General features: G+C 47.4%; 26 protein-coding genes and 2 riboswitches. Of the genes, 12 read left to right on the top strand and 14 right to left on the bottom strand.

Annotated elements, in window-relative coordinates:
* Positions 1-61: 61 nt before the first annotated feature.
* Complete coding sequence (locus EXG77_RS00540) at positions 62-847, bottom strand: DUF817 domain-containing protein (RefSeq protein WP_023469786.1); 786 nt, start codon at positions 845-847, stop codon at positions 62-64.
* Positions 848-999: 152 nt separating this feature from the next.
* Here EXG77_RS00540 and EXG77_RS00535 point away from each other — a divergent pair, with 152 nt between their 5' ends.
* The 5 genes from EXG77_RS00535 (at position 1,000) to EXG77_RS00515 (ending at position 4,993) form a co-directional block, all read left to right on the top strand.
* Complete coding sequence (locus EXG77_RS00535; protein ID WP_023469787.1) at positions 1,000-1,665, top strand: YitT family protein; 666 nt, start codon at positions 1,000-1,002, stop codon at positions 1,663-1,665.
* Positions 1,666-1,819: 154 nt separating this feature from the next.
* Positions 1,820-2,275, top strand: coding sequence for a MarR family winged helix-turn-helix transcriptional regulator (locus EXG77_RS00530; RefSeq protein ID WP_023469788.1), 456 nt, complete (start codon positions 1,820-1,822; stop codon positions 2,273-2,275).
* A 1-nt stretch (position 2,276) separates the two neighbouring features.
* Positions 2,277-2,912 carry a nitroreductase family protein gene (locus EXG77_RS00525; protein ID WP_035395526.1) on the top strand — a complete coding sequence of 212 codons (636 nt, stop codon included), beginning with the start codon at positions 2,277-2,279 and terminating at the stop codon, positions 2,910-2,912.
* A 52-nt stretch (positions 2,913-2,964) separates the two neighbouring features.
* Positions 2,965-3,600, top strand: coding sequence for a nitroreductase family protein (locus EXG77_RS00520; RefSeq protein WP_023469790.1), 636 nt, complete (start codon positions 2,965-2,967; stop codon positions 3,598-3,600).
* A 76-nt stretch (positions 3,601-3,676) separates the two neighbouring features.
* Positions 3,677-4,993 carry an NAD(P)/FAD-dependent oxidoreductase gene (locus EXG77_RS00515; protein ID WP_023469791.1) on the top strand — a complete coding sequence of 439 codons (1,317 nt, stop codon included), beginning with the start codon at positions 3,677-3,679 and terminating at the stop codon, positions 4,991-4,993.
* A 21-nt stretch (positions 4,994-5,014) separates the two neighbouring features.
* Here the strand turns inward: EXG77_RS00515 and EXG77_RS00510 are convergent, their stop codons facing one another.
* From EXG77_RS00510 to EXG77_RS00490, 5 genes are all read right to left on the bottom strand, one after another.
* Positions 5,015-6,451, bottom strand: a complete 1,437-nt coding sequence (locus EXG77_RS00510) for a DEAD/DEAH box helicase (protein WP_035395523.1) — start codon at positions 6,449-6,451, stop codon at positions 5,015-5,017.
* A 63-nt stretch (positions 6,452-6,514) separates the two neighbouring features.
* Positions 6,515-7,588, bottom strand: a complete 1,074-nt coding sequence (gene rlmN / locus EXG77_RS00505) for a 23S rRNA (adenine(2503)-C(2))-methyltransferase RlmN (RefSeq protein ID WP_023469793.1) — start codon at positions 7,586-7,588, stop codon at positions 6,515-6,517.
* A gap of 124 nt (positions 7,589-7,712) precedes the next feature.
* A complete protein-coding gene (locus EXG77_RS00500; protein WP_035395520.1) occupies positions 7,713-8,519 on the bottom strand; it encodes an ABC transporter permease subunit in 807 nt (268 codons plus the stop codon).
* On the bottom strand, positions 8,516-9,397 hold the full coding sequence (locus EXG77_RS00495; RefSeq protein ID WP_035395518.1) for an ABC transporter ATP-binding protein: 882 nt from the start codon (positions 9,395-9,397) through the stop codon (positions 8,516-8,518). Before EXG77_RS00495 ends, EXG77_RS00500 begins: the two co-directional genes overlap by 4 nt.
* A gap of 12 nt (positions 9,398-9,409) precedes the next feature.
* On the bottom strand, positions 9,410-10,069 hold the full coding sequence (locus EXG77_RS00490; protein WP_081637345.1) for a cyclopropane-fatty-acyl-phospholipid synthase family protein: 660 nt from the start codon (positions 10,067-10,069) through the stop codon (positions 9,410-9,412).
* A gap of 89 nt (positions 10,070-10,158) precedes the next feature.
* Between EXG77_RS00490 and EXG77_RS00485 the strand changes: the two genes are divergently transcribed.
* The 3 genes from EXG77_RS00485 to EXG77_RS00470 all read left to right on the top strand — a co-directional run bounded on the left by EXG77_RS00485 (position 10,159) and on the right by EXG77_RS00470 (position 13,306).
* Positions 10,159-10,479 (top strand): heme oxygenase, encoded by a 321-nt coding sequence (locus tag EXG77_RS00485; protein ID WP_023469797.1) that lies wholly within the window; start codon positions 10,159-10,161, stop codon positions 10,477-10,479.
* Positions 10,480-10,603: 124 nt separating this feature from the next.
* Positions 10,604-11,341, top strand: coding sequence for a hypothetical protein (locus EXG77_RS00480; RefSeq protein WP_023469798.1), 738 nt, complete (start codon positions 10,604-10,606; stop codon positions 11,339-11,341).
* A gap of 92 nt (positions 11,342-11,433) precedes the next feature.
* Positions 11,434-11,612: riboswitch (Lysine riboswitch) on the top strand.
* A gap of 110 nt (positions 11,613-11,722) precedes the next feature.
* The gene (locus EXG77_RS00470) at positions 11,723-13,306 is read left to right on the top strand and encodes a Na+/H+ antiporter NhaC family protein (RefSeq protein ID WP_035395513.1); all 1,584 of its coding nucleotides are present in this window, start codon (positions 11,723-11,725) and stop codon (positions 13,304-13,306) included.
* Between the two features lie 276 nt (positions 13,307-13,582).
* On the opposite strand, the gene htpG is transcribed toward EXG77_RS00470, so the two are convergent.
* Positions 13,583-15,445: a molecular chaperone HtpG gene (gene htpG, locus EXG77_RS00465; RefSeq protein ID WP_035395511.1), complete on the bottom strand. Its 1,863-nt coding sequence runs from the start codon at positions 15,443-15,445 to the stop codon at positions 13,583-13,585.
* An 82-nt stretch (positions 15,446-15,527) separates the two neighbouring features.
* Positions 15,528-16,397 carry a hypothetical protein gene (locus EXG77_RS00460; protein ID WP_035395509.1) on the bottom strand — a complete coding sequence of 290 codons (870 nt, stop codon included), beginning with the start codon at positions 16,395-16,397 and terminating at the stop codon, positions 15,528-15,530.
* 135 nt (positions 16,398-16,532) lie between these two features.
* On the opposite strand from EXG77_RS00460, the gene EXG77_RS00455 reads away from it, so the two are divergent.
* Together EXG77_RS00455 and EXG77_RS00450 are read left to right on the top strand one after the other, a co-directional pair.
* Positions 16,533-17,363 (top strand): SDR family oxidoreductase, encoded by an 831-nt coding sequence (locus tag EXG77_RS00455; protein WP_023469801.1) that lies wholly within the window; start codon positions 16,533-16,535, stop codon positions 17,361-17,363.
* A 139-nt stretch (positions 17,364-17,502) separates the two neighbouring features.
* Positions 17,503-18,675: a M20 family metallopeptidase gene (locus tag EXG77_RS00450; RefSeq protein WP_035395507.1), complete on the top strand. Its 1,173-nt coding sequence runs from the start codon at positions 17,503-17,505 to the stop codon at positions 18,673-18,675.
* A 66-nt stretch (positions 18,676-18,741) separates the two neighbouring features.
* Here the strand turns inward: EXG77_RS00450 and EXG77_RS00445 are convergent, their stop codons facing one another.
* Positions 18,742-19,089, bottom strand: a complete 348-nt coding sequence (locus EXG77_RS00445; protein WP_035395505.1) for a hypothetical protein — start codon at positions 19,087-19,089, stop codon at positions 18,742-18,744.
* Positions 19,090-19,174: 85 nt separating this feature from the next.
* Here EXG77_RS00445 and EXG77_RS00440 point away from each other — a divergent pair, with 85 nt between their 5' ends.
* The gene (locus tag EXG77_RS00440) at positions 19,175-19,600 is read left to right on the top strand and encodes a DUF1801 domain-containing protein (RefSeq protein ID WP_035395503.1); all 426 of its coding nucleotides are present in this window, start codon (positions 19,175-19,177) and stop codon (positions 19,598-19,600) included.
* 49 nt (positions 19,601-19,649) lie between these two features.
* Here the strand turns inward: EXG77_RS00440 and EXG77_RS00435 are convergent, their stop codons facing one another.
* Together EXG77_RS00435 and EXG77_RS00430 are read right to left on the bottom strand one after the other, a co-directional pair.
* Positions 19,650-20,888 carry an MFS transporter gene (locus EXG77_RS00435; RefSeq protein WP_035395502.1) on the bottom strand — a complete coding sequence of 413 codons (1,239 nt, stop codon included), beginning with the start codon at positions 20,886-20,888 and terminating at the stop codon, positions 19,650-19,652.
* 26 nt (positions 20,889-20,914) lie between these two features.
* Positions 20,915-21,370: a CBS domain-containing protein gene (locus EXG77_RS00430; RefSeq protein ID WP_035395501.1), complete on the bottom strand. Its 456-nt coding sequence runs from the start codon at positions 21,368-21,370 to the stop codon at positions 20,915-20,917.
* A 182-nt stretch (positions 21,371-21,552) separates the two neighbouring features.
* Between EXG77_RS00430 and EXG77_RS00425 the strand changes: the two genes are divergently transcribed.
* Positions 21,553-21,975: a MarR family winged helix-turn-helix transcriptional regulator gene (locus tag EXG77_RS00425; protein ID WP_035395500.1), complete on the top strand. Its 423-nt coding sequence runs from the start codon at positions 21,553-21,555 to the stop codon at positions 21,973-21,975.
* A 69-nt stretch (positions 21,976-22,044) separates the two neighbouring features.
* Here the strand turns inward: EXG77_RS00425 and mmuM are convergent, their stop codons facing one another.
* The 3 genes from mmuM to EXG77_RS00410 all read right to left on the bottom strand — a co-directional run bounded on the left by mmuM (position 22,045) and on the right by EXG77_RS00410 (position 25,491).
* Positions 22,045-22,980, bottom strand: a complete 936-nt coding sequence (gene mmuM / locus EXG77_RS00420; protein WP_035395499.1) for a homocysteine S-methyltransferase — start codon at positions 22,978-22,980, stop codon at positions 22,045-22,047.
* On the bottom strand, positions 22,955-24,358 hold the full coding sequence (locus EXG77_RS00415; protein ID WP_035395497.1) for an amino acid permease: 1,404 nt from the start codon (positions 24,356-24,358) through the stop codon (positions 22,955-22,957). The genes mmuM and EXG77_RS00415 overlap by 26 nt, the downstream gene beginning before the upstream one ends.
* Before the next feature lie 77 nt (positions 24,359-24,435).
* Positions 24,436-24,537, bottom strand: a riboswitch (SAM riboswitch).
* A 36-nt stretch (positions 24,538-24,573) separates the two neighbouring features.
* Entirely contained in the window at positions 24,574-25,491 is a 918-nt protein-coding gene (locus EXG77_RS00410) for a ketopantoate reductase family protein (RefSeq protein WP_035395495.1), read from the bottom strand.
* Positions 25,492-25,639: the final 148 nt, after the last annotated feature.

The raw sequence follows: 25,639 nt of genomic DNA, 5'->3' as shown, positions 1-25,639 counted from the left end.
TCACTATAGCAACGAAAAAACGCGGAAGTAGTTCAAAAAAACAGCCTGGTTATTTTTTTGCTTAGGTACGTTGTTGAATTTCCACAGCCGGATCCTGACGCTTGTATTTTGCGACGATGACGATCAAAACCGTGATGATCACAAGCAGGAACCAAGAAGACAATTTTCCAAGATCAACGACTGCCCATCCGCCTTCTTGATGCGGATAGACCCAGCCTTTAAAGAACGTTACGATATTCTCCGCGATCCAAATGAAAAAGGCGATCAATAAAAAGGACAGGACGAGCGGCATCCGGTAGATCGTTTGCTCGATCGTAAAATGAACCCATGACTTATAGAAGACGAGAACGACGAGGACCATCAATAGCCAGCGTGCATCGAAGATCCAGTGGTGGGTGAAGAAGTTGAGATAGACGAGACTCCCGACGCTGATCGCAAGCCAAGGTGGTGGAAATGCTATAAATCGTAAATGAAATCGCCGAAACGCCTGGCAGACATAACTCGCAACGCTTGCGTACATGAATCCTGCATACAAGGGAACACCAGCCACTTTCGTCAAAGCGTCTTCCGGATAACTCCAAGATCCGACGTTCACTTTAAACAGTTCAAGGGCTAGACCAATGACGTGAAACAATAAGATCAGTTTGAATTCTTCCATCGTTTCATAACGCGTGACGAGTAAGACGATTTGGACGAGAATACACCAAAGCAACAAAAGATCATATCGAGCAACCGGTTCAGTAGGAAGATAACGTGAAAGAGCAAGCGCCGCAAAAATCATCACGGGAAAGACGCAACAGATGGCTTCTATGTATGTAAAACGAATCAGGTGCCGGATCGCTTTCATTTTTCTCCCTCCTTTTTCTTCAGTATACGTTTCTCTTTTATCCTTCCCCTCCTACTTAGGATGTAAAAAACGGAAAATTTCGTCTTTCTTCTTCCACTTTCCTCATGATACAGTTAACAAATCAATTATTTTTAAGAAATGAGGTGCCAGACATGACGCGTCATCGTGCTTCCTGGTTGTTACGCGCTACGTTAAAGTGGGGGCTCTTCCTACTTGGTTTATTTTTACTCGCCCTTGGCTCATCGATGATGATCACAGCTGAACTCGGTGTCTCGACGTGGGATGTATTGCATCTCGGTCTCCAAAAAAAGACGCCGCTATCCGTCGGAACGATCATCTTGCTTGTCGGTCTATTACTCGTTTTCGTTAAGTACGCATTAGACCGCGTCACACCGCAAATCGGAACGCTCGTCAACGCGATTTTCGTTGGTGTCTTCATGAATCTTGTGCTTGGTTCTCATCTCTTACCCTCTTTTGAATCGATCTGGTTGAATACGCTCTGGCTGATTTTCGGTATCTTCATCATTGGGATGGGCGCTGGTCTGTATGTCGCTGTCGGATACGGGGCTGGTCCACGTGATGGGTTAACGTTGACACTTGCAGAGCGCTTCGGAACGTCGATTCGTCTGATGCGGACGATCATGGAAGTCACGGCATGCGGCATCGGTTGGTTGCTTGGGGGACCTGTTTTCTTCGGTACGATCCTCTCGATTTTCCTGATTGGACCGTTTCTGCAATTTTGGTTGTTTTATTTCCGCCGGATCATTGCAGCGATTGATGCAAAAGGAATTCCAGCGTCTGAACGCCAAATTAGCTAAGTCGCCTGACTCGATATCATTCTGCGTGAATGATATCTTTTTTTATGTCAGAAGCAGATAAGTTGCGCCATCAAAATAAACAAGTTATATTCGTTTACATATCAATCTTTGATACGTCAAAGGTTTCTTCGAACGAAGGGAAGGATGTGATGGATTGAGTATTTCCTGCACCGAAAAAGGACGTTTGATCTATGCACTCGTCTCCGTCAATAAGACGATTGCTCAAAAATTCGATCTCTGTACGGATGGTTTCAGTCAGACTCGAATGGACCTACTTGCTCAACTACAAGTCGATCAAACGATCAGTCAAAAAGAATTGCAAAAACGCGTCAATGTCGATCATGCAGCAGTGACCCGTCATCTCAAACATCTGGAATCGACCGGGATGATTGCTCGCGAGCGGTCAGCCGCTGACAATCGGGTGATTCTTGTTTCCTTAACGGAACAAGGGGCGACGCGCATTGCACGATTACGCGAACAAAAAGATGAGTTCCTCGAGAACTTACTCGAAGGATTCTCCGCTGAAGAACAACGGACGCTAGCTGAGATGATTCAACGCATCGAAGCGAACGCCGACACATTACCTAAATTAAAAGAGGAGTCGATTTAATATGGTAACGCAAACAACAACAGACTTCATGGAAATCGTCAAAGGACGTCGCTCGATCCGTAACTACGATACAGACGTGAAGATCTCAAAAGAAGAAATGACACAAATTCTTGAAGAGGCAACACTCGCACCTTCTTCTGTCAACATGCAACCATGGCGTTTCCTCGTCATCGATAGCGAAGAAGGCAAAGCAACACTTGCACCACTCGCGAAATTCAACCAAGTCCAAGTCGAGACATCTTCTGCTGTCATCGCGGTCTTCGGTGACATGAACGCTGTTGATCAACTCGAGAACATCTACGATACAGCTGTCGCAAAAGGACTCATGCCACAAGAAGTACGCGATCGCCAAGTACCAGCGATCCAAGGGATGTACAGCAGTGTATCGGCGAACGATTTGAAAGACAGCATCTTGATTGACTCGGGTCTCGTCTCGATGCAATTGATGCTCGTCGCTCGTGCACACGGATATGATACAAATCCAATTGGTGGTTACGAGAAAGATCAAATCGCGGAAGCATTCGGTCTTGAAAAAGATCGTTATGTACCGGTCATGTTGCTATCGATCGGTAAAGCGGTGGACGCTGGATATCCATCAGTTCGCCTACCAATCAACGACATCGCAGACTGGAAATAAGTTTTTTTACACTATAAAAAAAGAAAACACACACAAGGGAGATTGAATAATTATGACTACTCAAACAACAACGGACTTCATGGAAATCGTCAAAGGACGCCGCTCGATTCGTAACTACGACACAAACGTAAAAATTTCAAAAGAAGAAATGACACAAATCCTTGAAGAAGCAACACTTGCACCATCTTCAGTTAACATGCAACCATGGCGTTTCCTCGTCATCGATAGCGAAGAAGGTAAAGCGACACTCGCACCACTCGCAAAATTCAACCAAGTTCAAGTCGAGACATCTTCTGCTGTCATCGCCGTCTTCGGTGACATGAACGCAGTCGATAGCATCGAGACAATCTATGATATGGCTGTGGAAAAAGGTCTTATGCCGCAAGAAGTACGTGATCGCCAAGTACCAGCTATCAAAGGGTTCTACCGTCCAGAAGACGTTGAAACATTACGTGATAGCATCTTGATCGACTCAGGTCTCGTTTCGATGCAATTGATGCTCGTTGCTCGTGCACACGGTTACGATACAAACCCAATCGGTGGTTACGAAAAAGACCAAATCGCAGAAGCATTCGGTCTTGAAAAAGAACGTTACCTCCCAGTCATGTTGCTTTCAATCGGTAAAGCAGTGGACGCAGGATACCCATCGGTTCGTCTACCAATCGCTGACATCGCAGAGTGGAAATAAGCGATTTCACCTAGTCCGGATTCCTTTCATAGGAATCCGGCTTTTTTGTATACTCAAAGAAAAGGAGGTGTCAGCGATGTATGATGTGACGATTATCGGAGCTGGTGTAGCAGGAATTTTCCTCGCCCATCAGCTCGTTGAAGACGGACAACGCGTCCTACTGCTCGATGCCGGAAAACCGATTCGCGAACGAACAGCAGAAGATGCGTATCTTGGATTCGCAGGGCTTGGCAAATCAGAAGGAAAGTTTAATTATGCGACGGGATTCGGTGGAGAACTCGTCTCAAAAATCGGTGAAGAGACGACTCGACGACTGTTCCAAGAAGTCGATGATCTTTTATGTACATATGGTGGAGGTACAGTTGAGACCTATTCGACGCATTCCCCTATTGTAGCGTCTCGCGCCCGCCGCGCCGGTCTACATTCGGTCGAGACGACCGTCCGTCATTTAGGCACAGTACGGACAGCTGCTGTCTTCACGGCGTTTGAGGACGCCTTATTACCGCGTCTCGATGCCCGATTCGAAACGACAATCGAGCAGATCACGAAGTCGAAGTCGTTTACGATCAAAACAGCGGACGAGACCTTCGTCAGTCAACGGATCGTGTTCGCGACAGGTCGTTCAGGTGCAGACTTTACGTTGCACCAGTTAGCGACGCTTGGTGTCACCCCACAGCGAACTCGACTCGATCTCGGGGTGCGAATTGAGACGGATGAGGGACTATTTCGGACATTGTTACAGGAGACGTTCGAGACGAAGCTCGGTTACGACTCGCCTTACGGTCAAGCAGTCACCTATTGCATGAATCCGCGCGGACGGATCATCCGCAAATATCAAGAAGGACTCGTCATGCCGGACGGTCAAAACGTCCACGAGACGGCAGACGGCTCGACGAATCTGAACTTTACACTATTTCTCCCGCGGTATTTTTCGACACTAGCGAAAGCGAATGCATATGCCGCGCGCATCATTGGCGGAATCAACCAAGGTGGTGATCGCATTCTCATTCAGCGACTCAGTGATTTCCGAACATCGCGAGCGACGGCACACGATCAATTGAGTCGTAACACGGTCATCCCTTCCCTAACCGCGTCTCCCGGTAATTTGCATGCAGAAGTACCTGCAGAAGACCTGCTTGTCTTAGAAGCGTTTTTAGAGCGCCTTGAGCAACTCCTTGAAGTGGAACTTCCAGGAGATACGTTGCTTTACGGATTAGATGGCAAGTTTTACGCACCGATGCTTGAGACGTCAGAGACGTTTGAGACGACATGTCCCGGTGTCTATGCGATTGGTGATTGTTCCGGTGCGACACACTCGCTTGCCCAAGCAGCTGCTAGCGGACTCCATCTTGGCCATGCCTTGACGCAAAACAGCCGGTCCCTCTTCGCTTAAGCGGAGAATGACCGGCTTGTCTTATTTCTTGAATGCTTCGTACACTTTCAATTGTTTCCCTTTGACCTTCGTCGTCTTCATCGCCCGGAGGACAAGCGGACCTTTCCCGTTGAGGATATCGACATACGTCAACGTATCCTGAATCGAGATGATACCGATGTCGTCTGCCGTGACGCCTTCAATCTTAGCAATCGTTCCAACAAAGTCGACGGCACGGAGTTTTTTCTTTTTCCCGCCGTTAAAGAACAATTTCATGATGTCCGCATCAAGCTGTTCCGTTTTCGAAGAACGCGTATCTTCCGTCGCCATCTTCTCCTCGAATGCATCCGCTGTCCGCATCAAGTCCTTTTCTGTCGGTGCTTGGCGACGTGTCAGCTTCCCGTGATACTGCTCAATTTCCTTTAGGAGACGTTCGTCTGCCGGCGTGACGAGACTGATTGCTTGTCCTGCTGCTCCTGCACGCCCCGTCCGACCGGTCCGGTGAACGTAGCTTTCTCGTTCGACAGGGAGATCATACTGGATGACGTGCGTGATGTTCTCGATATCGATCCCACGTGCCGCGACATCTGTTGCGACAAGAATTCGGAACTTCCCGGCACGGAAGGCTTTCATCGCATCGAGTCGATCGTCTTGTTCCATCCCACCATGGATCGCTTCAACCGGATAGTCATGTGCGCGTAGACCATTCGCGACGAAATCAACGTGTTCTTTCGTCCGACAGAAGATCATGCAACGATCCGGGTTTTCAGCGACCAGGACATCTTTTAAAATGGCAAACTTCGTCTTATCCGTCACCGGAATATAACTATGCGTAATCGTTGAGACGACGGTTTCACCCACTTCGATCCGTTTTGGTGCCTCCATGTAACGGTCACTCAACTGTTCGATGTCTTCTGGGAAGGTCGCAGAGAACAATAGTGTCATCCGCTCCTTCGGTAACTCAGACAAGATGGCATCGACTTGATCGAGGAAGCCCATGTTCAGCATTTCGTCCGCTTCATCTAAAACGACGTAACGGACTTTCTCAAGCGATAACGTGCCCCGCTCGATATGATCGCGTACGCGTCCCGGTGTTCCGACGACGACGTGCGTCTTTTGTTTGAGCTCTGTGACTTGCCCGCGGAACGGTTGCTTGCCGAAGACAGCTGTCGCTTTGATCCGCTTATAACGTCCGATGTTCATGATATCTTCTTTGACCTGCAAGGCCAGCTCACGTGTTGGCGTCAAGACTAAGACTTGTGGTTTGTTTTCTTCCCACTCGACGAGTTCACACAGTGGGATCGCAAACGATGCCGTCTTTCCGCTCCCCGTCCGTGATTTGACGATGACATCTTTTCCAGATAGTACGACCGGAATGACGGATTGCTGGACTTCGGTTGGTATCGTGTAGCCGAGTTGCTCGATTGAATCGAGAATCGGTGTGCTTAAGTTAAAATCATTGAATCGTGTACGTGTCATAGAATGTCCTCATTTCTTATCGTAAAAAAAGCTTCCCACCGAAACGATGAGAAGCCCAACGAATTATTTGGATGCTACTTTATCTTTTTTGATTTGCTTACTACGTAATTGACCACATGCCGCATCGATGTCTGTTCCGTGCTCGAGACGAACACCACAGTTCAAGCCGTTCTTTTTCAACGTATCGTAGAACGTCGTGATATCTTCAGACGTACTGCGCTGATATTGACCGTGCTCATCGACTGGGTTGTACGGAATCAAGTTGACATACGTCAGGTGACGTTTGTCTTCGAACAGTTTTGCGAGTTCGACTGCGTGTTCCTTTTGGTCGTTGACGCCACGAAGCAAGATGTACTCGATCGTGATTTTACGGTTCGTCGTTTGAACGTAATAGTCGATTGCTGGCATCAATTTCTCAAGCGGGATCGCCCGGTTGATTTTCATGATTTGCGTACGCAATTCATTGTTTGGTGCGTGAAGCGAGATCGCCAAGTTGACTTGGAGTTTCAAGTCAGCGAACTTGTAGATCTTGTCTGCCAAACCACTTGTTGAAACCGTGATGTGACGTGCACCGATTGCAAGACCATTGTGGTCCTTGATGACGTTCAAGAAATCGACCATGTTGTCGAAGTTATCGAACGGTTCACCGATACCCATGACGACGACGTGGCTGACACGTTCTTCGTTACCGACTGCATCGAGGTGATGTTGGACGTTCATGATTTGCTCAACGATTTCGCCTGCTGACAAGTCGCGGCTCTTTTTGATTAGACCACTTGCACAGAAGCTACAGCCGATGTTACAGCCGACCTGTGTCGTAACACAGACAGAAAGACCGTACTTATGACGCATTAGAACCGTTTCAATCAAGTTGCCATCATATAATTTGAAAAGGAACTTGATTGTTCCGTCTGCTGATTCTTGCTTGACCGCTTCTGTCATCGAGTCAATCGTAAAACTCTGATCTAACAACTCAAGGCAATCCTTGTTGACATTCGTCATTTCCGCGAAAGTCGTGACACGTTTACGGTAGAGCCAATCCCATACTTGTTTGGCACGGAATGGTTTGTGCCCTTGATTCGATAACCATTCTGTCATCTGCTCAAGCGTTAATCCATAAATGGATGGTTTATTCATTTCGAAAGACCTCATTTCTTTTTCCAGAACTACAACATTCCTTTATCTTAGTAAAAATCAGCGCGTGACGCAACGTTCAAATCCTAAATGTTCACTTTCTGTAAAGTTTTTGCGCCACTTTCGATCAAATCGACAGACTCCGACGCCCGAATTGAACGACTGCTCCAGTCAAGAACACGAGACAGAGGACAAGTAAAAGAATCGAATGAAGAAGAAAATGATTCGTTCCTTCTAGTAATTGCGTCGTGTTAAATAAGGAGAAGACGGATAGATAACGGAGCCACTCCGTCTTGTCACTTAGTTCCGACAGAATCGTCAAGACGATCGATAGGACAAGCACACTACCGGCAAGCGAAAAAGCACGACGTTCTTCGTCAAATAACGTCGCAACGAATAACGTAAAGGCACCGATCGCCAAGAGTAACAATAGCGCATTGAGTTGAATCCGCCATAAGATGACGTCATTGATCGAAATATCTGTCATCCACCAGTCGGATACCATCAAGACAAGTCCATTCAGTCCTACGAGAACTATACTTGCGATACCCATGACGATCGCGACAGCAAACGTATACGCATTCCGGGTGATCGGGGCTGCGAGATAGACAATCAGCTCTCCATTGTCGATTGGTCGCGCAACGAGTCGCGCTGCTAATGAGAGCAAGAATAGACTCGCAATGACTTGAAAAATCAGTCCGTAATAGTTTCCCCCGAGCAGATCCAGTACATTCTCGAACCCTGTCACCTTATCGTATTGAAATGCTTTTAAGACTTCCGGAGGTAACGCTTCTAGTTTTGCTTCTAGTAAACCGGTCTTCATCATCGATGGATATAGCAACGCAAGCATCAATAAGTAGAGACTCGTTCCAATCGCATAAGCAAGCACGGGCTTTCTGACCTGCTTGAATAAAGAGCGGATCAGCAATATCACGACGATTCCTCCTCCCCATAATAATGCAAGAAGACCTGTTCTAAATCATCTGCTGACGGACGAATCAGCCGTACATCATACTGGGTTAAATAAGCGATCACCTGATTTAAGCTCAGCGTCTCGTCCGTTTGAAAACTGACTTCCAGCCGCTTCGGTTCAACACCGACTTGCATCGCGAACTGTGCCGCCTCCACCTCTGTTCGGAAGAAGATCGTGTACGTCTTTCGACTCGATCGAACCAACTCATGAATATCCGATTCGACGATAATGCGTCCTGCTTTGATTAAAGCCGCTCGATCGCACGATTTTTCCATCTCCGGAAAGTGATGTGAACTCATCAGAATCGCTTTTCCAGCATGTTTCTCCTGTTCGATCCACTCTAAAAAACGCTCTTGCATCAAAGGATCGAGTCCACTGGTCGGCTCATCAAGTAGATAGACGGGTGCATCCTTCATGAAGCAACCGACTAGTGCCAGTTTTTGTTTCATCCCTTTTGACATTTTGCGGATTTTCGTCTTCGTCTCAAAAGGAAATCGTTTCAACAACAGTTGTCGCCGTGCCGGATCGCTACCGTGTAGTCGTTGCATCAAATCCAGCATGTCTGCTCCCGTCATGTCTCCAGGTAAACTAATCTCCCCCGGCAAATAACCGACCAATTTCTTCACTTCTTTACTTTGCTTCCAGCAATCAAAACCACCGATCGTCGCCTTTCCACCATCCGCAGCCAATAGTCCCATCAAATGTCGGAGTGTCGTTGATTTTCCAGATCCATTTGGTCCGATGAAACCGAATATCGTACCCGGATCAACTGTAAAACTGACATCGAATATTCCACGCCCCGGTGCAAACTCTTTCGTGACATGCTCTAAACGGATCATCATCCGACCTCCTTATCTTTTATTTCTTTCCTCACTGTATTCATACCCGTTTTGAAGCAGTTTGTTCGGATCAAAGCGATAGATGACGAACCGCTCGTCATGATTTTTTTCATAGAGGTCTCGTAATCGAATCTCATCGACTTGCTCGAATACGGTATGACGCTCCAGGTACTCCCGGTATTCATCGGTCGGGTAATACAAGATGAGATCAACCGAACGTGGGGAACGTTCGACCGAACTTAAAATGTGATCGATCACTTTCATGAAAATTTGTGAAGAGAATGGATTGAAGAAATAAAACTTATTCGTCTCATCCGGAATGGCATACTGCTCGGCATACGTCTGTTCAAATCGCAAACTTCCGGAACGCCGCTTCCGTCGACTTTGGTAGTTCGCCATATTCCGGAGTGCGTCCTCGTAAAATTGTCCGTTCATCTCGATTCCGATGACGGAACAATCGAATCGGTCGTGTAAGTAAAAGTTCAAACGCCCTTTCCCACACCCGAAATCAATGACCGTGTCCTGTTTTTGAAACAAATACGTTTCGCATAATTCGTCTAGTGCCGCATAAGGCGTTGGTTCATATCGATTGTAGTGACTAAACACACCATAGAGGTGTTGCATCTCAATGGTCTCGATTCGTAATCGTTGATCGTATTCCTGTTCATTCATTGTCGTTTGTTCCTTCTTTCCGGCATTCTTGCCTTCATCGTACTATACTGAAGAAGTACGTTACTCGTTTTTTGAAAGGGGATTTTATGATGATCGTCGTTACGAACCGGATTAAAGTCAAAAAAGGGATGGCTGCAGCTCTCGCTCCTCGTTTTACGCGTCCAAGTGGACTTGATACGATGGACGGATTCATCCGCGTCGAGGTCTTATTGACGCAAAACATCGAAGAACATGATGAAATGAACGTCAACATGTATTGGGAAGACATGAAGAGTTTTCAAGCATGGCGGGAGAGTGACGATTTCAAAGCGTCACATAGTCGACCTGCGAGTAGTGAGGCAGGAGAATCGCCAATGCTCGGCAGCGAGATTCTGACATATGAAGTTGCTTCGGTCAAAGAACGCGCATGATGCACGAAAAGGACTCGTCTCGAGTCCTTTTTTATATACCTATACACAAATAGTGAAAGGGTGTAATTGTCTCAAATGGTATTATTTGTTATTATAGTGCCAATACAGAGAGAGAGGGTTCTTCATGAATTCATTAACTATATTTGAACAAGCCATTCGTAGCTTACCTGATGATCGTACGTTACGACGTGATGAATTATGGACGGACGATTTTTTATTGCAACAGGAGAACGAGCTGACCGTCTATTACTCTCCGATTGGCGAATATGTCAATACTGAAGCAAAAGTCGTCATCATCGGGATCACACCAGGTTTTGAACAGATGCGAATCGCTTTCGAAGAAGCAACGGATGCCCTCCATCATGGGGCTTCACTAGAAGGGACGGCACGCATCGTCAAATATGCAGCCAGTTTTGCCGGAACGATGCGACGTAACCTCGTCCAGATGCTTGATACACTCGAGCTTCCAGCATTGCTCGGAATCGAGACAACAGCTAGCTTATTTCATCAACACCAGGAATTGTTACATCCGACGTCGCTGTTAAAGCAACCCGTCTTTTATCGCGAAAAGAATTACTCGGGTCATCAACCGAAGATCAATCGCAGTCCTTTATTGAGGCACTACGCGGAAGAACACTTCGTCGCTGAGATCAATCAGTTACAAAAACCAGCGTTATTAATTCCACTCGGTCGGGTCGTCGAGACGCAAGTCCGTGGATTGATTCAGGATGGACGAATCGAACAGCATCAGCTTCTTTCCAACTTCCCCCATCCATCTGGCGCGAACGGTCATCGAAAAAAACAATTCGAAGAAAACCAAGCCTATTTGATGAAACAGCTCATTCAACATTTTGCCGAATGAGCAACTTTGTCTTAAATTATCAGAATATATGGTTGAATCTTTTTTGAAATACGTGATAAAGTGTCCATAAGAACAGAATATGACTATTCTATCGATGAGGTAGAGGCGCGATTTCAATCAGTACTTGGTCCGAGGATGACAACGAAGACGACTACAGGAAAGGTGACATCGCCGAAATGACAGTATGCGTCGAGCATGCCGTCGTTGGTCGATTCGGGAAATACCCGATCGATTGCCATACATAACAGTTGTATGGAGCGCTCCAATTCGGCTAAGAAAGACGCATCCAGCGAGGGTGTCGGCTTTGTTGCCGGTGCCCTTGCTTTTTTTGTGCCGCGGGGTCTCATCTTTAAGCCATTTTTAAAGAGGAGGATATTTTTCATGGTCAACTATTCAGATTCCATTATTGCCCTTGTACCTGCTTTACTAGCTATCTTATTAGCCATCTTTACCCGAAAGGTCGTTCTTTCGTTAGGTGTCGGCATTCTCGTCGGTGCCCTGTTACTTCACCGTTTTAACCCGATTGATACGGTAACCTATCTCGGCAAGAATATCTTTAGCCTCTTTTGGGCGGATGGTGCCTTGAATGAGTGGAACGTTTTATTACTTGTTTTCTTGTTATTGCTCGGTGTCCTTTCCACATTGATTCAGACATCCGGTGGCGCTCGCGCCTTCGGTGAATGGGCTTCTACGCACGTCAAGACAGCGCGTGGTGCACGCTTAGTCGCCTTCGGACTCGGTATCTTGATTTTCATCGATGATTACTTCAATAGTCTTGCTGTCGGCAATGTCAGTCGTCCGCTAACGGATCGCCGTGGTGTCTCACGTGCGAAGCTTGCCTATTTGATCGACTCAACAGCTGCACCTGTTTGTGTCATCAGTCCCCTTTCGAGTTGGGGTGCATTCATCATTTCCATCATCGCTGGTATCCTAACGACGCACTCGATTACGGATTACTCAGCGTTTAGTGCCTTCATGATGATCGTTCCGATGAACTTCTATGCGATTTTCGCGTTACTTTTAACACTTTACATCGCTTACTCTGGCGTCTCTGTCGGACCGATGAAACAGCATGAACGCCGTGCCGCGAATGGTGAACTTTTTGATGCGTCAAAAGGAACACCGATGGGGATGGCAAAAGAGGTCAACGAACATACGAACGGAAAAGTCCGGGATCTCGTCGTTCCGATCGTCGTTCTTGTCATTGCTACGATCAGTGCGTTACTCGGAACAGGTGCTCAGGCACTTGCAGCCGACAACCGTCCGTTTACTTTAATTGGAGCATTTGAGGCAACAGACGTCACACGCTCACTTGTCGCAGGTGTCGTCATCAGTTTAATCGTCGCTTTCTTGATGCTGATCGGACGAAAAATTCCGGGTCGCGATTACCGGGCAAGCATCGTCGCTGGTATGCGTTCGATGTGGCCAGCAGTCGTGATTCTATTATTTGCTTGGACGATCATCGCTGTTATTGGTGATATGAAAACAGGCGATTATCTCGCAAGCTTCATCAGCAACTCGATTTCTGCTTCGTACTTGCCGTTCTTATTATTCTTGATTGCCGGCTTGATGGCATTCTCGACAGGAACAAGTTGGGGCACATTCGGGATCATGTTGCCAATCGGTGCGGATCTCGTCATGGCTGTCGATGCCTCACTCTTATTACCGACGCTTGCTGCTGTTCTTGCTGGATCTGTCTTCGGTGACCATTGTTCACCGATTTCCGATACGACGATCCTCAGTTCGACAGGGGCTGGATCCCATCATATCGATCACGTTACGACACAGTTACCGTATGCGCTAGTCGGTGCCGTCACTGCGGCAGTCGGTTATTTAGTCATCGGTTTCACGGAGTCTTCGGTCTTCGGTTTCATCGGAGCTCTTGTCACATTCGTACTCTTCGTCGTCGTCTTGAACGTTCTCTCGAAAAAAGGCGAAACTGCTTCGGATTTACAAACGGATTGATGAAATGAAAAAGGGACTGACTCAAAAAAGAATGACGCGTCTTTTCACGCCCTTTCCTCAGGCGAGACACAAGCCTGTTTTCCTGTTTAAATGAAGCAGGAAAACGGGTCTCGTTCGTCTCTGACAGCGCATAAATGCGCTTTTCCTGTAGGAGTGGCGTGTGACGCGCCATTCTTTTTGTTACGAGATAAGGGTGGCAGATCATCATTCTGCCACCCTTATCTTTGTAGAGACCAACTTTGAGTCAGCCCCTTTTTTTCGACTTCATGTCATGTCTTATACCATAAGTTCACACACATCATTCGCGAACGCTACTGGATCCTCGAGTGGAAGTCCTTCGACAAGTAATGCTTGTTGATACATTAGTTTGGTATAGCGCTCGAATTTCGAACGATCGTTTTGATACGCTGCTTCAAGAGATTGGAACACCGCATGTGACGGATTCAATTCAAGAATCTTGACCGCTTCTACCCCTTCGTTATTCGGCATCGCCTTCAAGATTTTCTCCATCTCGATCGAGACGGCGCCGTCCGTCGCAAAACAGACGGGATGCGATTTTAGACGCGTTGATGCTTTGACTTCCTTGACTTGTCCACTTAACACTTCCTGCATTGCTTGGAACATCTCCGCTTGTGCGTCCGTCGTCTCTGCCGCTTCTGCTTCAATCCCTAGATCGCTACTCGTGACTGACTTGAACGTCTTCTCGTTATATGTCACGAGCATCTGGATCGCGAACTCATCGATCTCTTCGGTGAAGTACAAGATGTCGTACCCGTTATCACGCACAAGTTCGGATTGTGGTAACTTGTCTAAACGATTCGTACTCTCACCAGCGGCGTAGTAAATATATGCTTGATCTTCCGGCATCGCTGCGACGTATTCCGCAAGCGTGATCAACTTCTTCTCCTTCGCTGAGTAGAAGAGGATGAGGTCCTGCACCTGTTCTTTATGCATGCCGTAATCATTGTACATACCGAACTTCAGCTGACGTCCGAACGCTTGATAGAACGTTTCGTACTTCGTGCGATCCTCGCGCAGAAGTGCTTCGAGTTGTGTCTTGATCTTACTTTGGATGTTTTTCGCGATCAATTTCAATTGACGATCGTGCTGCAGTAACTCACGCGAGATGTTGAGCGATAAGTCTTCCGAATCGACCATCCCTTTGACGAAACTGAAGTGATCCGGCAACAAGTCGCTGCATTTTTCCATGATCAAGACACCATTGGCATAGAGTTCAAGACCCTTTTCAAATTCCTTCGAATAATAATCGTACGGTGCTTGCTCCGGAATGAATAAGATCGATTGATAACGAACAGCGCCGTCGACACTGATATGAATATGTTTCGCCGGTGTGTCGAAACCATACCGCTTCTCTTGGTAGAAGTTCGTATAGTCTTCGTCTGTCAATTCCCGTTTATTCTTCCGCCAGATCGGCACCATGCTGTTGATCGTCTTGACGACTTCGACCTCTTCCGTCTCGTCACTGCCTTCGATCGGCTGACGTTCGAGTTCCTTCATCTCGATCGGATAACGGATGAAATCCGAGTATTTTTTGATGATGCTACGCAGACGATATGTCTCGAGGTATTCATCATACGATTCTTCTTCCTCGTTCGCCTTGATGTGGAGTGTAATCTCCGTTCCGACGGTTTCCTTGTCGACTTCCTCGATCGTATAACCTTCGACACCACGCGATTCCCATTTATAAGCGACCGCACCGCCGAATGGTTTCGTAACAACAGTGACGACGTCTGCGACCATAAATGCAGAATAGAATCCGACACCGAATTGACCGATGATATCATGACCATCTTGTACTTCGTTTTCTGCTTTGAAGGCAAGCGATCCACTCTTCGCGATCGTACCGAGATTTTCTTCTAGTTCTTCCTTCGTCATTCCGATTCCCGTATCACGAATGATGAGTTGACGCGCTTCTTTATTTGGTTCGATCGTAATTTTGTAGTGTTCCTTTTCGAACGAAATCGTCTCGTCCGTCAATGCTTTGTAGTACATCTTATCCATGGCGTCACTTGCATTCGAGATCAATTCGCGCAGGAAAATCTCCTTATGCGTATAGATGGAATGAATCATCATCTCCAGCAATCGTTTTGATTCCGCCTTAAATTGTTTCGTTTCCATGCTCATTCTGCCTCCCTTTTTTAGCACTCAATCATACAGAGTGCTAATTCATCTCCTATTATTAGGGAGTTCGAAATATCTGTCAATCACCTTCTTCACTGTATGTCACGACTTTTTCACGGACGATTTTTCCGATTTGACGTAAGTGTTCTGCTGACCCATAGGTGCCATGGCTGACACCGTTTTCATCCTTTCGATTACCGAGACCGATGAACTGCTCACTCGGTTTGAAGTGGAGTCCGACGACGGATACCTGAAATCGTGACGAGAAGCCGATTTGAAAAATCGCGTCCGGATAATCCGTTGGTCGATAGGTCGTCCAAGCGATGTCTGGTTCGAGCTTCGCAAATCGTTCCGTGTGTTCCTTACCGAGCAGGATGATTCCTTTTATCGAGAACAGTTCAAGCAGGCGTAACAAAAATGTCTGACCGAACGGACTATCTTCCAACACGCTGCGTTCTTTGATCGCTCCCATGTAGTGGTGTGTCGGAAACGGGAAAAAATCCAGATGAATGACCGGATCAAACGTCGTCTCGTAAAACGACGCACCGAGTCCGTTCAAGAATCCTTCGAGCTTACCGCCACCTGGTCGACCGAACCAGGTTCGGTACACATTTGGTTGTTTGAAGTAACGATTGAAGCGTCGGATCGATTCCGTCAATGTCTCTTCTTGTAAATACGCATTCCACGTCATGGATTGTGGACGTATGAAAAGTGGACCGTGCTCGTCAAATCGTAATGCACCTGTTCGGTCTAAAAACTGCGATCGGGATGGGTTCGTCGCGATCGTCACCCAACTGCTACGCGTCGCATCACCAAACCAGAGGACAGGTGTCGTTTGGTCGATCAATTCACTTGCAAATGCACTCTTCTCGAGTGTCATTTGGTACTGGACGGCTTCGTGTAATAATTTTTTGGCAAGTTGGCATTGATCGGATGTCAGCGTTCTCATCTCCCTCTATACAGCGATTGTGCTGTTGTAGATGTACCCCCTATCCTCTAACACTAGACGCATCGATGGGTTTAATCTCCATTTCTCCGGGAATGTTTCATAAGGTGAACGATACGACTTAGGAGGGATTTAATAATGGGTAGACTCGATCAAAAAGTAGCTGTCATTACCGGCTCGGCAACAGGGATTGGACAAGCGACTGCACTTGTCTTCGCAGAACAGGGAGCAACGGTCGTCTGTGCCGATGTCTCACTTGAAAAAGCACAACAAACAGTAGAACAGATTACACAACAAGGTGGGAAAGCGGAAGCCGTCCATGTCGACGTTTCAGACGTCGAGAGTGTCGAGCAACTTGCGAAGCACGTCAAAGAGACATACGGTACGATCGACGTCCTCTTCAACAATGCCGGAATCGATGAACAAGGCGGGAAAGTCCACGAGTATCCAATCGATCTCTTCGACCGGATCATCGCGGTCGACTTGCGCGGTACATTCCTCGTCAGTAAATTCTTGATTCCACTCATGCTTGATAACGGTGGTTCAATCATCAATACGTCATCGATGTCTGGTCGCGCAGCTGACTTGAACCGATCCGGTTATAACGCAGCGAAAGGTGGGATTGCGAACTTCACGCGCGCGATGGCAATCGATTATGCGCGTCATGGCATTCGTGTCAATTCGTTGTCGCCAGGAACAATCGAAACACCACTCATCGATACACTTGTCGGTGAAAAAGAAAAAGAGCAAGGCAAACAGTTCCGCGATGCGAACGCTTGGATTACACCACTCGGACGACTCGGTAAACCACGCGAGATGGCAACAGTCGCCCTCTTCCTCGCTTCTGACGACAGCTCATATGTTACAGGTGAGGATATCACAGCAGACGGCGGCATCATGGCTTATACATGGCCGGGAGAGATGTTAATCGATTCGAAGTGGAAAGACGAAGCAGAAAAAAGTGAATGAGTAAGGTACGGTGTAACCTTCTGGTTGCACCGTTTTCTTTTATCTCAAGACGTTCAGCTCCGTAAATTATTTTCCGAATTCGTTTACCTCCCTGAAGTATTTTTATCAGGGTACAGGATAGGTAAAGGGGGAAATACTTATGCAAACAGCAATTACTTACTTACAACGATGTCTTCAAATTCCAAGCGTTAATCCGACGGACGGAGAGGAAGCCGTCGCACGTTACGTGTACGATGTACTGGTCGATCATCAGATTTCGACTGAACGGATTGAAGTTTCACCAAAACGAATCTGTCTCGTCGCGACCGTTCCTGCGAGCGAGGAGGTTTCACGTCCTGCTGTACTCGGATTATCTGGTCATCTCGATACGGTTCCGGTCCAAGGAGACGGTTGGACGAAAGATCCATACGGTGGTGAAATCGAAGACGGGCGCATTTATGGTCGTGGGGCTTCGGATATGAAATCAGGTGTCATGGCGATGTTGCAAGCGCTCATTCAATACAAGGAACGTCAAGACCGTCCGAACACCGTCAAACTTCTGATTACATCCGATGAAGAGAATGGCATGACAGGAGCTCGTCATTTGACCGAACAAGGGCATGCGGATGATTTAGATGCTCTACTGATCACAGAACCGACGAGTGGGATGATTGGGTATGCACAAAAAGGGGTCGTTGGGATTGAAGTGACGTGCCGCGGAAAAAGTGCGCACAGTTCTGCTCCACAACTCGGACGTAATGCGATTGATGACGTATATCGTGTCATCCAGGAAGTGAAGTCGGAACGCTTCTCGATCACGACGAATCATCACCCAGCACTCGGTCCGGTCGTCGCGTCAATCACATCCATAAAAGGAGGCGAAGGACCGAACATCGTTCCGAGTCAAGCCTCGTTCTATATGGATATTCGGACGATTCCTGGATTCGGTCGGGCGGACGTTCTTGCTGCCTTTACGGATATTGAGCGTCGACTTGTTGCAGAAGATCCTAACTTTGACATGAGCGTGACCGTCATCAAGGATATTCCTTCTTGTGAAACCGATGAACAAGCGCCTTTCTTGCAACAGGTCGCAGATACGATGGAGCAGGTCAGCGGCGTGACACCACGAAAAATCGCCATCCCAGGTGGAACGGATGGTGCGATGTTCAGCCAAGCGAAAAAGTCATTTCCGATTGCAATCGCTTCTTTCCATGATTTCCGCCTTGCGCATCAAGTCGATGAGTCAATTCTGTTATCCGAGTATGAACAAACGATTGCGTTTTGCTTTAACTTGATCAACACATCATTACATCAATCGCTTCCATCACTTTAAATAAAAAAGGGACGACTTTCGGGTGCAATACCCAGAGTCGTCCCTTCTACTTTTACTGTGTTTAGTTTAGTACACACCAAGCTGTGCCAACGCCTCACTTAAATAACTTTGATCACTGCGAAACTGATGACTCGTTTGTCCGTCAGACCAACTGATGAAGACACGACCAAGCCGGTCATATCGTAAACGGAGACGAATCACGCCCTGCTCGAATACGACTTCACCGTATAACGACTCATGGACGCGAGCAAAGTTACGGATGAACGCATCATATTGATTAAATGTAACTGAAAACTCGTGTTCACTATCTTCTCCCGTCATTTGAATCGTTAGTTCCTCTTGCTTTGGATATACGTGTAAGATGTCCCACGATACGCTGCTTTCTTCTCCTCGAAACACGATGCGATGCTTCATTCGATTTCCTCCTTTATGTACAAGGATTTTCGCTTTCTTTTCTCGAAAGTAACCGGTATCTTCTTCATCCGAAAGGAGTCTGCTTATGTCTGATACGCCAAAGACAGGTCCTACTGAACAGTCCGTTGATGCCTTTCTGGCACAAGTCGAACCGCCACTACGTCAAGCAGATGGTATCACGTTACGTCAGTTCTTCGAAGATGTCACGGGATACGAAGCCGTCATTTGGGGGTCTTCCTTGATTGGTTTTGGTGCCTATCATTATCGCTATGCCTCTGGTCACGAGGGCGACAGCTTTTATGTCGGCTTTTCTCCGCGCAAGACGAACCTCGTCCTTTACCTCGCGCTTGGTGAAGACGATGTATCGGAACGACTGCTTGCCACTCTCGGTACGTATCGACGCGGTAAGTCCTGCCTCTACGTAAAACGACTGACTGACATCGACTTAGACGTCCTTCGGAAAATGATCGAGCACTCAATCCGCACGTTAAAAGACATGTACCCGTCTTGATTTCAATCAAAAACAGCCGAAGCGGATTCGCTTCGGCTGTTTTTTGAAATTAATGTCCGCCTTCTGTCCGATCGATATGGCGAATGTGTTTGAGATTGACCCCGATGATGATGACGGATAAGAGGACAAAGCCACTTCCGACATAAAACGGTAGGTTTGCGTTGAAGATTTCAGCCAATTTACCGGCCATGAATGGCGCGATGGCTGCCCCGAGAAAACGTAGGAAACTGTATGCCGCAGACGCTGTCGAACGTTCGACAGGTGCTGCGTCCATGACTGCTGTCGTGATGAGCGTGTTGTTATTCCCAAGCACAGCTCCCGCCAAGATGACACAGACGATGACGACGGCTGGCGTTTCCGTAAAGATCCCCATTAAAAGAAGCAAGATCGCGAATGTGATCAACATCATGATCATCGCTTTAATCGTTCCGAACCATTGTTTCAGTTTCGGAGCTGTTAAGACCGATGTGATCGCAAGCAACATTCCCCAGCCGAGGAAGACGAATCCGAGTCCTTTAGCTGGTAGTTTCATGACGAATGGTGCATAAGCCATGATCGTGAAGAACCCAACGTTATAAAGTGCCGCCACGATCCCGAGCGTCAAGAGTGAACGATGCTTCATCGCTTGAAACGGTGCTTTTAATGATAACTTCTGTTTCGGTGCAGCAGATGCTGCTGGTTTTGGCATCAAGAAGAGCAAGACGAGGAATGCGATGACCATGATCGTCGCAACACCCATGAATGGCGCGCGCCATGTGATTGAACCGAGCGTTCCGCCTAACAGTGGTCCAATCGAAATCCCAAGACCAACGGCTGCTTCATACAAAATGATGGCTTTTGCTGTTCCGCCTGACGACAGCGAAACAATCGCAGCAAGTGCCGTTGCGACGAACAAAGCGTTCCCAAGTCCCCATCCACCGCGTAACGCGACGAGCGTCCAAATGCTATCTGCTTGTGAAGCAAAACCAGCAACGGTTGCGATGACGGCGATCCCGAGCATCAATGTTCCTTTTTGACCAATCCGTGATGAGATCGCGCCTGTAATTAACATCGCGAATGCCATGACGGCGTTATAACTTGTAAATAAGAGCGTTACTTCACTTTTTGACGCTTCTAAATTCTCGGCAATCGTCGGTAAGACGGGATTGACGAGACCCATTCCCATGAATGCTGTAATACTGGCGAAAAAAACTGCCCAGACAGCAACCGATTGATGGAATAATCCATGTTTGCTTTCTGCTAATACCGTTTCCGGCTCAAGCGTCGTTGTTTTTTCAGCAAGTGCCATAGTGTCCCTTCTTTCTATTGAGTGTGTTACATGAATTGTTTAAACGAATGACGGATGACGTCGCCTCGACTAATGATCCCAACAAGTCGTCCTGCTTTAAGGATTGGAAGCTTTTTGATTCGTTTTGCGCCGAGCGTTGCTGCAATCTCTTCCATTTCTGTGTCAGCGTCCGCAGTTACGACTTTTCGGCGTGCCAGTTCCATGACAGGTCGATTCAAGATATGACGAATCCGGTCTTCATAATCTTCTTCGTCTCCTTTGATGACATCTACATATAAGAATGTATCGACTATGATGTCCTTGTGTTTTCCAATCGCGCGCATGATATCTCCATCACTGATATACCCGACTACCTCTTGCTCAGCATTAATGACAGGTACGCCGCTAATACCAGATTGAATGAATCGTTCGATGACCGTCCGAATCAAATCTGTATCGTTTACCGTGATGACCTCTTGTTTCATCGACTCATAAGCTTTCATCTGAATTCTCCTTTGTCGTTCATTTCTCATATGGAAAAGTTGTATGATACAATTAAAAGAACAAAAATGATTGTATAATACAACTACAACTCTGTCAAGCCTCCTGCTTTTCGCATTGACAGCTTATCCACATTGGGTAATCATGAGGGACAGAGAGACCTTATTGAAAGGGGAGATACCCGATGTCTCAACAAGCACTCGAAACCATTGAATTGGAGTTAGCAATCCTAATACGACGATTGACGACGGCGACGGCAGATAATCGTAATTTGGATCGTGCTTCCTACCTCTTACTGCGACAACTAGCGGATTCCGGCAACGTCGGTGTCAAAACACTTGCCCGTGAACTCCAGCTCGATGTCTCGACCGTCAGTCGCCAAGCTGCAGCACTCGATCAGAAGCAACTTGTTGAAAAAGTAAAAGATCCAACAGATGGTCGTGCCTTCTTCTATCATATTACGGATAAAGGACAAGAAGAACTCACGATTTACCGAACAGCGCGCCTCGCGAGCATCGAACGTCTACTGACGGACTGGCCATCGGATGATGCCGAAGATTTCGGACGTCTATTGCAACAATTCAACCGTGCTTTGCGCGAACGATAACGGAATCACACCATATTAAAAGAACGGACGCGAAATCAATCGATTTCGCGTCCGTTTTTTCGTCATTATTCATGATGTATGAGAAACCTGACAAACCGAACGAATTTGTGCGATGTGTTCGGGTGACGTTCGGCAACAACCACCGATCAATCGTGCCCCTGCCTCATACCACGTTTTCGCGACAGTTTGGAACGACGTACATTGATTCGTACCCGACCACGTTTTTGCGACCGGATCATAGACCTCACCGGAGTTCGGATAGACGATGATTGGAACACTCGTCAACGCCTTGACGTGACGGATAAAGTCGGTCGCGTAAGATGCCGGAAAGCAATTTGCACCGATTGCTGCCAGTTGCGGATGCTGTCCAACTGTTTCAATACACGTCGCAAGTGCCGTTCCTTCACTAATGTGCGTCGCATCTTGAAGCGAGAACGTTAGCCAAGCGGACACTTCCGGATACGCTTCGAGAATCCGGAACAACACAACAGCTTCCTCGAGCGACGGAATCGTCTCGAATGCCAGCAGATCAGCCCCCGCTTCAATCAATGCTTCGATTCGTGGTCTGTGGAAGGCTTCCAGCACATCTGCTGACACCCCATAATGACCGCGATACTCAGAACCATCTGCTAAGTAGGCACCATAAGGACCCACTGATCCCGCGATTAATGCGTCACTCTTTCCGCTACGCGTGCGTGCATTTTGCGCCAAGGTGACCGTTTGTCGGATCAGCGCCTGTGCTTCCTCTGTCGTGATATGACGTTGTTTGAAGCCTTCGATACTTGCTTGATAGCTTGAAGTGATGGCAACATCGGCACCTACTTCAAAGTAGTCACGATGGACGTGTTCGATTTGTTCCGGTGCTTCGATCAAGAGACGTGCTGACCAAAGCGGGTCGTTCAGGTCGAATCCCTTCTGTTCAAGTTCGGTTGCAAGGGCACCATCTAAAATGAGAAAGGGAACTTCCTGTAATCGTTGATCAACTGGATTTTTGATTCGGGACATCTTCAACACTCCGTTTCTGAGAAGAATTCGTGAACGCATGTACGACATAACAGATCACGATGAATGGAATACCACAGTACAAGGCGATTCGTTGTGTCGGATCAAATCCGATACCAATCAGGGAAATCAAACAGACAACGAAAGCGGCGATCGGCACGAATGGAAAGAGTGGTGTGCGATAGACCAATTCGTCGACCGTATGCCCTTCGCGTAGAAATTGTTTCCGGAAGCGATACTGGGCAATGCTGATACTCATCCAGACGACGACAACAGCGAGACCGGAAATCGAGACGAGCGCGATATAGACACTTCCTGCTGCATAGATGCTAGACAGCAAGGCAAGTCCTCCGCCAAGCATGCTGAACAATACAGCTCGAAGTGGAACCCCACTTGGTGTCACCTGGGCGAAGAAGCGTGGAATCATACGTTCGTTCGCAAGCGACCAGAGCATCCGAGAGGCGGCGTAAAGTCCAGAGTTCGCTGCCGACAAAATCGCTGTCAAAATGACGAAGTTCATCACGTCTGCTGCGTAGGGAATTCCGATCCGTTCGAACACGGCGACGAACGGACTTTCGAGTACACCTTTCCCATCCGTTGGCAATAAGACGGCTAACACGATGATCGTACCGACGAAGAAGAGGACGAGTCGCAAGATCGTCGTCCGGATCGCAAGCGGAATCGTCCGTTTCGGATCGACCGCTTCACCTGCTGCGACACCGATCAGTTCCGTTCCCGAGTAAGCAAAGTTCACGGCAAGCATCGTCATGAAGATGACGAAAGCACCATTTGGAAACAACCCGCCTTTGGTTAACGAAGAAAAGAATGGGGCCGGGCTACCATCTTGCAGTGGAATGAAGCCGACGATCGCTCCCGCACCGAGTAAAATGAACGCAATGATCGTCACGACCTTAATGGCGGAGAACCAAAACTCGACTTCAGCAAACACACGAACCTTCAAGACGTTGATACCAAGGATCATCGCAGCGAACAAGGCACTGAACACCCAAACCGGAATCGACGGGAACCAACGTTGCATCAAAATGCCTGCTGCCGTGAATTCTGAACCAAGGGCGACCGTCCACGTCAGCCAGTAGAGCCAGGCTACTGTATAACCGGTGCCGGGTCCAATGTACTTCGTTGCGTACTTATGGAATGATCCGGTTTCCGGCATGTGCACGGCGAGTTCACCGAGACTTAACATGACTAAGTAAACGACGACGGCTCCGATCAAATACGATAAAATCGTTCCGACACGTCCTGCTTGTTCCAACGTATAACCTGTACTTAAAAATAATCCTGTTCCAATGACACCACCTAACGACAGCATGATCAGATGACGTGATTCCATCTTGCGTCGAAATGCTCCGCTCGTTTTCATGAATCCATTTCCTCCTCGTTCCACCTATTTCAAACAAAAAACGCATCCTCACGGATGCGTCGGTCGACAATTCGGAAATCTTATCGATCGGGTGCAGCACCCGCAGGAATTAGCACAGTATCTTTCGACCTGTTGCTGAGGTTTCATAGGGCCAGTCCCTCCACCTCTCTGGATAAGTATGTAATTGTTCCTAACCATATCAGAATGCAGATAATTCAGTCAACAGGCATTTCCCGATTTTTTTGATAGATCCATAAATTAGATTCAATCAGTTGAAGATGACGTGAAGAGCGTGTTTCGAGCAACGTACTAAAGAAATGTTTCACTTCGACGGGCTGACCCTTTTCCATGTCCCGTAACATTGACGATTTCATCGTGTCTTCCATTGCATGCATCTGCTTCAGCAAGACCGCTTCTACATCGTCATTAAAGACTGCGCCTTGTTCTTCCATCGCTTGCTTCGCTTCCTTCATGACGTCTTGAATCATCTGATGACCAATTGGGTCCTTGCGAATTGGACCGATGGCAGAGCGAAATAGTGTCGTCACGCCCGCAAATGTCGAAATGAAGAGGTACTTTTGCCACATGTCATCCATGATATGCATCGAGTACGTCATCGGTGCCTTCGCTTTCGCAAAACGTGTTGCAATCTCCTCTAAACGCGCTGTTGGTTTACCGGTTCGTGAACCAAACAATAGCCGATGCGACGGGCTTGTCTGTACAATACGCCCTTCTGCATCAAGCGTCGATTCAATGAAGCAAAGCCCGCCCAGTACTCGATCTTCTCCGAAGACTTCTGTTAACCGTCGTATATGCTGCATGCCGTTCAACAAAGGAATGATGTACGTCTCGCTCGAAACAAATGGCGCAAGATCCTGTAGGACATCATCCAAGTGATAGGCTTTCGTCGAAAGTAAGACGACATCAAATGTGTGATTCAGTCGCATGTCTCGTGTCACTAACTGAGGCGTGATCATAACATCACCATGAGGACTAGTGATCTGTAACCCTGTCTTTTGTAATTGTTCATAGCGCTTCGGACGAACAAGGAATGTCACCTGTTCCCCTTGCTCAGCAAGACGTCCCCCGAAATAACCTCCAACTGCTCCGGCACCTACGACTAAAACATGCATATGCATTACCTCCTTTTTAACTAATCGATTCGTTACTTACTCCTTCACCCTAACATATCGGAAACCATTTTCCTGATTCCTGCTTGAATCACTAAAATGTAAGTTAAGCGTTTGCATTTTAGAAAAAAACGTTTATACTAACTTGTAT

It is taken from the genome of Exiguobacterium sp. OS-77 (assembly GCF_000414195.2).
Classification (GTDB): domain Bacteria; phylum Bacillota; class Bacilli; order Exiguobacteriales; family Exiguobacteriaceae; genus Exiguobacterium_A; species Exiguobacterium_A indicum.
This window is presented reverse-complemented; position numbering and strand designations above follow the sequence as displayed.